This window comes from uncultured Campylobacter sp. (assembly GCF_938045465.1).
Lineage (GTDB): Bacteria > Campylobacterota > Campylobacteria > Campylobacterales > Campylobacteraceae > Campylobacter_B.
Genome location: NZ_CALIBF010000152.1, coordinates 1 through 4,440 on the forward strand (window position 1 = coordinate 1; position 4,440 = coordinate 4,440).

5 protein-coding genes and 1 pseudogene are annotated in these 4,440 nt (G+C 50.9%); 3 read left to right on the forward strand and 3 right to left on the reverse strand.

The genetic code is table 11. The annotated features are described in order from the left end of the window. Positions 1–395: 395 nt before the first annotated feature. Positions 396–593, reverse strand: a complete 198-nt coding sequence (locus tag Q0413_RS07310) for a hypothetical protein (protein WP_298988334.1) — start codon at positions 591–593, stop codon at positions 396–398. Positions 594–654: 61 nt separating this feature from the next. Between Q0413_RS07310 and Q0413_RS07315 the strand changes: the two genes are divergently transcribed. Next, on the forward strand, positions 655–966 hold the full coding sequence (locus Q0413_RS07315; protein WP_298988335.1) for a hypothetical protein: 312 nt from the start codon (positions 655–657) through the stop codon (positions 964–966). A 129-nt stretch (positions 967–1,095) separates the two neighbouring features. Here Q0413_RS07315 and Q0413_RS07320 read toward each other — a convergent pair whose 3' ends face one another. After that, positions 1,096–2,061, reverse strand: a complete 966-nt coding sequence (locus Q0413_RS07320; RefSeq protein ID WP_298988336.1) for an HlyD family efflux transporter periplasmic adaptor subunit — start codon at positions 2,059–2,061, stop codon at positions 1,096–1,098. A 656-nt stretch (positions 2,062–2,717) separates the two neighbouring features. Then, on the reverse strand, positions 2,718–3,200 hold the full coding sequence (locus Q0413_RS07325) for a flavodoxin domain-containing protein (RefSeq protein ID WP_298988337.1): 483 nt from the start codon (positions 3,198–3,200) through the stop codon (positions 2,718–2,720). A 209-nt stretch (positions 3,201–3,409) separates the two neighbouring features. Here Q0413_RS07325 and Q0413_RS07330 point away from each other — a divergent pair, with 209 nt between their 5' ends. Continuing rightward, positions 3,410–3,907, forward strand: a complete 498-nt coding sequence (locus Q0413_RS07330) for a hypothetical protein (protein ID WP_298988338.1) — start codon at positions 3,410–3,412, stop codon at positions 3,905–3,907. A gap of 228 nt (positions 3,908–4,135) precedes the next feature. Then, positions 4,136–4,440, forward strand: a pseudogene (locus Q0413_RS07335) (hypothetical protein); the annotation flags it as partial.

The window sequence follows — 4,440 nt, forward strand, 5'->3', positions numbered from 1 at the left end:
GCTACGGCGTCTTAGTTTGGTGACCGCCGCGGCATCTCGGTTTTACAACCGCCGCGCGCTTTAAATTTCGCGACGCACGTTGAACAATTTCGCCCAAACCTCGCATAAATTCGACGCAACTTACCGCAAGCGCGCGAAACTAAGCCCTATCGCGTCTGGGCGCCCTGCAATCGCCCGCTCGAATTTTGCGTGCCCGCACGATCGGCGTTGCTTACGGCTCGCGCCGAATATTTCGCGCGACGCCCGATCCGTCTTGAGCGCGTGCATATCGCATCGGCTAGCCGCGCCGCTAACGATGCGCACACAACGCGCATGAGCGGGGCGGTCTCCAAAACATGAAGCGGCCCGCGAGTATCCGCGATAAATTAGCTTCAAAACGCAAACAAAAGCGAGTTTCAGAGACCTGGCGACCTATAAGCGCCGAGCTCTCTTCTATCTACGCCGCGCCTCTTTCGGCGAAATTTTACCGCTGCCGCACCTTTTGGGCAAAATTTCACTTCCACCTGCCTTTCGGGGTAAAATTTCACCGCCGTCATGTCTTTTGGCAAAATTTTACCTAGTCTCGGCTTTCCTTGGCATAGTACCGACTTCAACTACCGCGTCCTTTGGTGTAAAATTTCACCTCCGCTCGCAACTTGTATTTAATCGCGCCGCTTGTTTCGTAGTGAAATTTTACTGCCGTCCGCGCTCGGTTCCGCTGCTCGTTTATCGCAAAACGGTCTGCTAGAAACAAAGCCCGTTACCCGCTATGCCACCCTGCTTGTACTCGTTTCCGAGCCGCAAATTTTAAATTTAACTCGCACTGCTTTGCGCCAAAATTTCGCCAAAATTTTACTCGCCGCCGAGACGATGTATTTTAGCACGGCAAAATTTAATCGCCCTGCCCTATCAAACAAGCGCCGTTTAAATTCCGCCTCGAAGCGCGCTTTTAAAATTTTATCAAACTCACGCCGTATGAGCGGCTAGCGCGGCGTTGCGTAAAATTTTACCGGGCAATGGGCTCTGCTATCCAAATTTCGCCCGCAGTCTCCAAAGTGCCGCCCGCGCGCTAAAATTTCACCCATGTATTAAAATTTCGCGCGCAGTGCTCGCCCGTCAAAATTCCACGCTGATCGGCTGGCCTAAGCGAAAGTTGCCGTCATCGTCGCTGAAATCGGCGCGCGCCTCCCACACGAGATCGGCGCGTAGCTCCTCGGTCTGCACCGTGCGGGGCGTGTACATCGCGGTTTGGCTCACGTAGGCGACCTTTGCGCTCGCGCTAGAGCCGTCCGCCGCGATGATCCGCACGCTCTGCCCGGCACGCAGGAAGCGGAGCTGATTTTCGCTCAGATAAAATTTCGCGCGCTTATTTTTTACTTCGCTAAGCTCAAAAACGCCCACGCTTGGCATGCTGATGTCGCCGAGCTCCTTAAGGCGCGCTCTGATCTGCCCGCTAAATGGCGCTTTTAGCACGCTTTGCGTCTCGATTTGGTAATTCAGATATTTCAGATTTTCCTCGCAGCTTGTCAAATTTGCGCGGGCGGCGCCGACATCCTCGCCGCGGTAGCCGCTTTGAAGCTGGCGCAGATTAGCCTGCGCGCTTTGCAGCTGGGCTTGCGTGCGCTTCATCGAGTAAAACGCCTCGTCGATCTGCTGCTTGGACGCGGAGTTGGTTTTGCCTAGGCTTTTTAGGCGCTCGTTAGTCAAAGTAGCGAGCTGTAGGGCGTTTTGCAGCGCGCTTACGTTCGCCGCCGCCATCTCGATCTCCTCGCTACGAAAGCCGCTTTGCAGCTTTTGCAAGCTAAATTTAAGCCCGTCGCATCTCGCGATCTGAATACGCCTTTGAAAACTCAGATCCGCCGTATCCAGAGCCGCCAAGACGTCGCCAGCCTGCACGAAATCGCCCTCGTCGCGATAAAGCGCGCTAATGCGGCCGCTGCGCTCGAAGCTAAGCGAACTCTGTCTGATATCGATGATGCCGTAGGCCTTGTGCGCGACCTCTTCGCGCCTATCGAGATTGAAGTAGATCGCCGCGGCGAGAGCGACCAGCGCAAAAACGACGAAAAATAGAAGCCTTTTCATAGATCGCCTTAAATTTTGATATGCGGTTATTATAAAATAACTTTTCTAATGCGGCGCTGATATTTGAAGTTCGGGCGATGATTTTATAAATCGATCGCATGAAATTTGCCGCATGAATTGACCGTCACGAGCGGGCTAGATTTTGAGCTTGGGAGGATAAAATTTAGCCTATCCGCGCGATTTTAAGCGGCACGACTTGTAAAACGCAGCGACTTTTTGAACTAAAAATTTTAAAATTTTAATGCGGAGGCTCCGCTTTCAAGCGGAGCGTGGAATTTTAACGCGCGGGCAGCATACTAGCACTGCGGGCGAAATTTTGTCACGAAAGCGAAATTTTGTCGCGCTAGCGACATCAAGCATCGCAGGCGGAATTTATCGTTTATTGCACGAATAGCGCGTAAGTTGCCGCGAATTAAATTTTATCGCGGCACCCATAGCTATCTGCGCGGCGAGTTGGAATTTACGACTCCCGCTAGCGATAAATTTTACGCGGCATGAGCAGGCGGCGCTTAGACGTGCGGAAATTATAACGCCGCGGCGAGTAAAATTTAAGAGGGCTCCGCTCGGAGACGGAGCGTGGAATTTAATGGGGAAATTTAACGAGCTTTAGGCTCGATGAGCCCAAAGCTCGCTCGGTCGTGCAAAAGCTGAAATATTTAAAACTCGCTTCCAACTGCGGTGATCCATTTATCGGCTCTTGCCTGCCAGTGCTCGTCGCCCTTAAAATCGATCGTAAGACCCACGAATTTGCCGTTTATGAAGGCGCGTGAATGTTTAAATTTATAGCCCTCCGCGCCCCAAGCGCCGATGAGATCGGCCTTTTTAAGCACCGGCAAAAACGCACTCATGCCGCTGCAAAAATCGCTGCCGTGGCGCTCGACGTTGCCAACGCCTATGAGCGCGACCTTGCGTCCGTCAAAATCAGTTTTGTTCAAAAGCTCCAATTTGTCGTCAAATTTAGCCTGGATCTGTCCGTCGCCGTGCGTCGAAGCCGCAAAAATAAACGCGCTAGCGCCCGCCAAATCCTCCTCATTTAGCTCTTTGGCCTCCTTGATCTCAAAGCCGAGCTTTGAAGCGATGTATTCGCTCACGACCTTCGTATCGCCGCCTTTAGTGGCGTAAACTAATAGTTTTTTCATTTTTTCTCCTTAAAAATAAGAATGATTCTAACAAAATAAGATAAATTTTGAGTGAAATAAAAATTTTATAAGGCGCCCAGATACGGCACAATGCCTCGTATCCAGCTAATTTTAAGCGGCAGCGAGCCGGTAAATTTTAACGCCGCCGCTTAACCGATCGTATAAAAACCCGCAGTATAATGTCGCCAAGCTCATTACAAGGAGAGGATATGCGAAATTTTACATTATGTTTGATCGCCGCGATCGCACTTTGTGGCTGCGCGACCCCACAGGATCGATATGGTGGAGATGTTTATGACGCGAGCGAAACGAACCGCATGAGGCAAAGCGATCGGATCGAGATCGTCGATGTCCTGCCCGCTAAAATCAACGTAGAGCGCTCCGAGGGCAATACGGGTAAAATTTTAGGCGGCGTCGCAGGCGGAACTACGGGTGCGGTCATCGGGCATAAGCTCGGCAAACATAGCAGCAGTAGGCGTCTAGCCGAAACCGTGGGGCTCATAGGCGGCGCAGCAGTGGGCGCGGTCGCCGGAGATGCGATCCAAAACTCCCAAAAGACGGTGCAGGGCTCCAACATCATCTACAAACTAAACGGCAAGGAGTACTCATCCGTGCAAGCCGACCCGCCGTGTAGATTTAGACGCGGCAAGGCTCTGCTGATCCACACGGGCAGCGAAACGCGGGTGCAGCCAAACTCTGGATGCTAACAGAACTCGGTATGTTAAATTTAAAGCCGCCCAAAGCTTGCGGTGAAATTTTAAAATTTCACCGTAGCGCTTAAATTTAATAGCGATGTTTTAAAATTCTAAAGCGGCGCGGCTTACAAAAATAGCGCCGCTAAATTTAGTGAGTGATCGAAATTTTAACTCTGCAAAATTTTAAGAGTCCGCTAAAATACTTTAATATATAATCACCGCTTAAAAACAGGGGCGGCGATGAAAAAATTCTATCTTAAAATTTCAGTACTCGCATTTATAACGGCATTTGCAGCGATCCCCGCTGCGGCAGCGGAAGGCTTGGATTATTTATTAAAAACCAAAGAGGAAAAAGATTTAGCGATCTCTTGCGATAGCGGCAATGGAAAATACAGCGCATGCACGAGGCTAGTCGAAATTTTATCCAAGAGGTGCGACGGCGGAGATTACGAAAGCTGTGGTTCGCTCGGCATAGCGCTTTTCGACTCCAATAGATATGAAGACTCCGCCTCCGCTTATAAAAAAGCTTGTGAGGCCGGCGTAGT

Coding starts and splice junctions, on each gene's coding strand:
- Q0413_RS07320 (WP_298988336.1), bottom strand. CDS start 2,061: ATGAAAAGGCTTCTATTTTTCGTCGTTTTTGCGCTGGTCGCTCTCGCC.
- Q0413_RS07325 (WP_298988337.1), bottom strand. CDS start 3,200: ATGAAAAAACTATTAGTTTACGCCACTAAAGGCGGCGATACGAAGGTC.
- Q0413_RS07330 (WP_298988338.1), top strand. CDS start 3,410: ATGCGAAATTTTACATTATGTTTGATCGCCGCGATCGCACTTTGTGGC.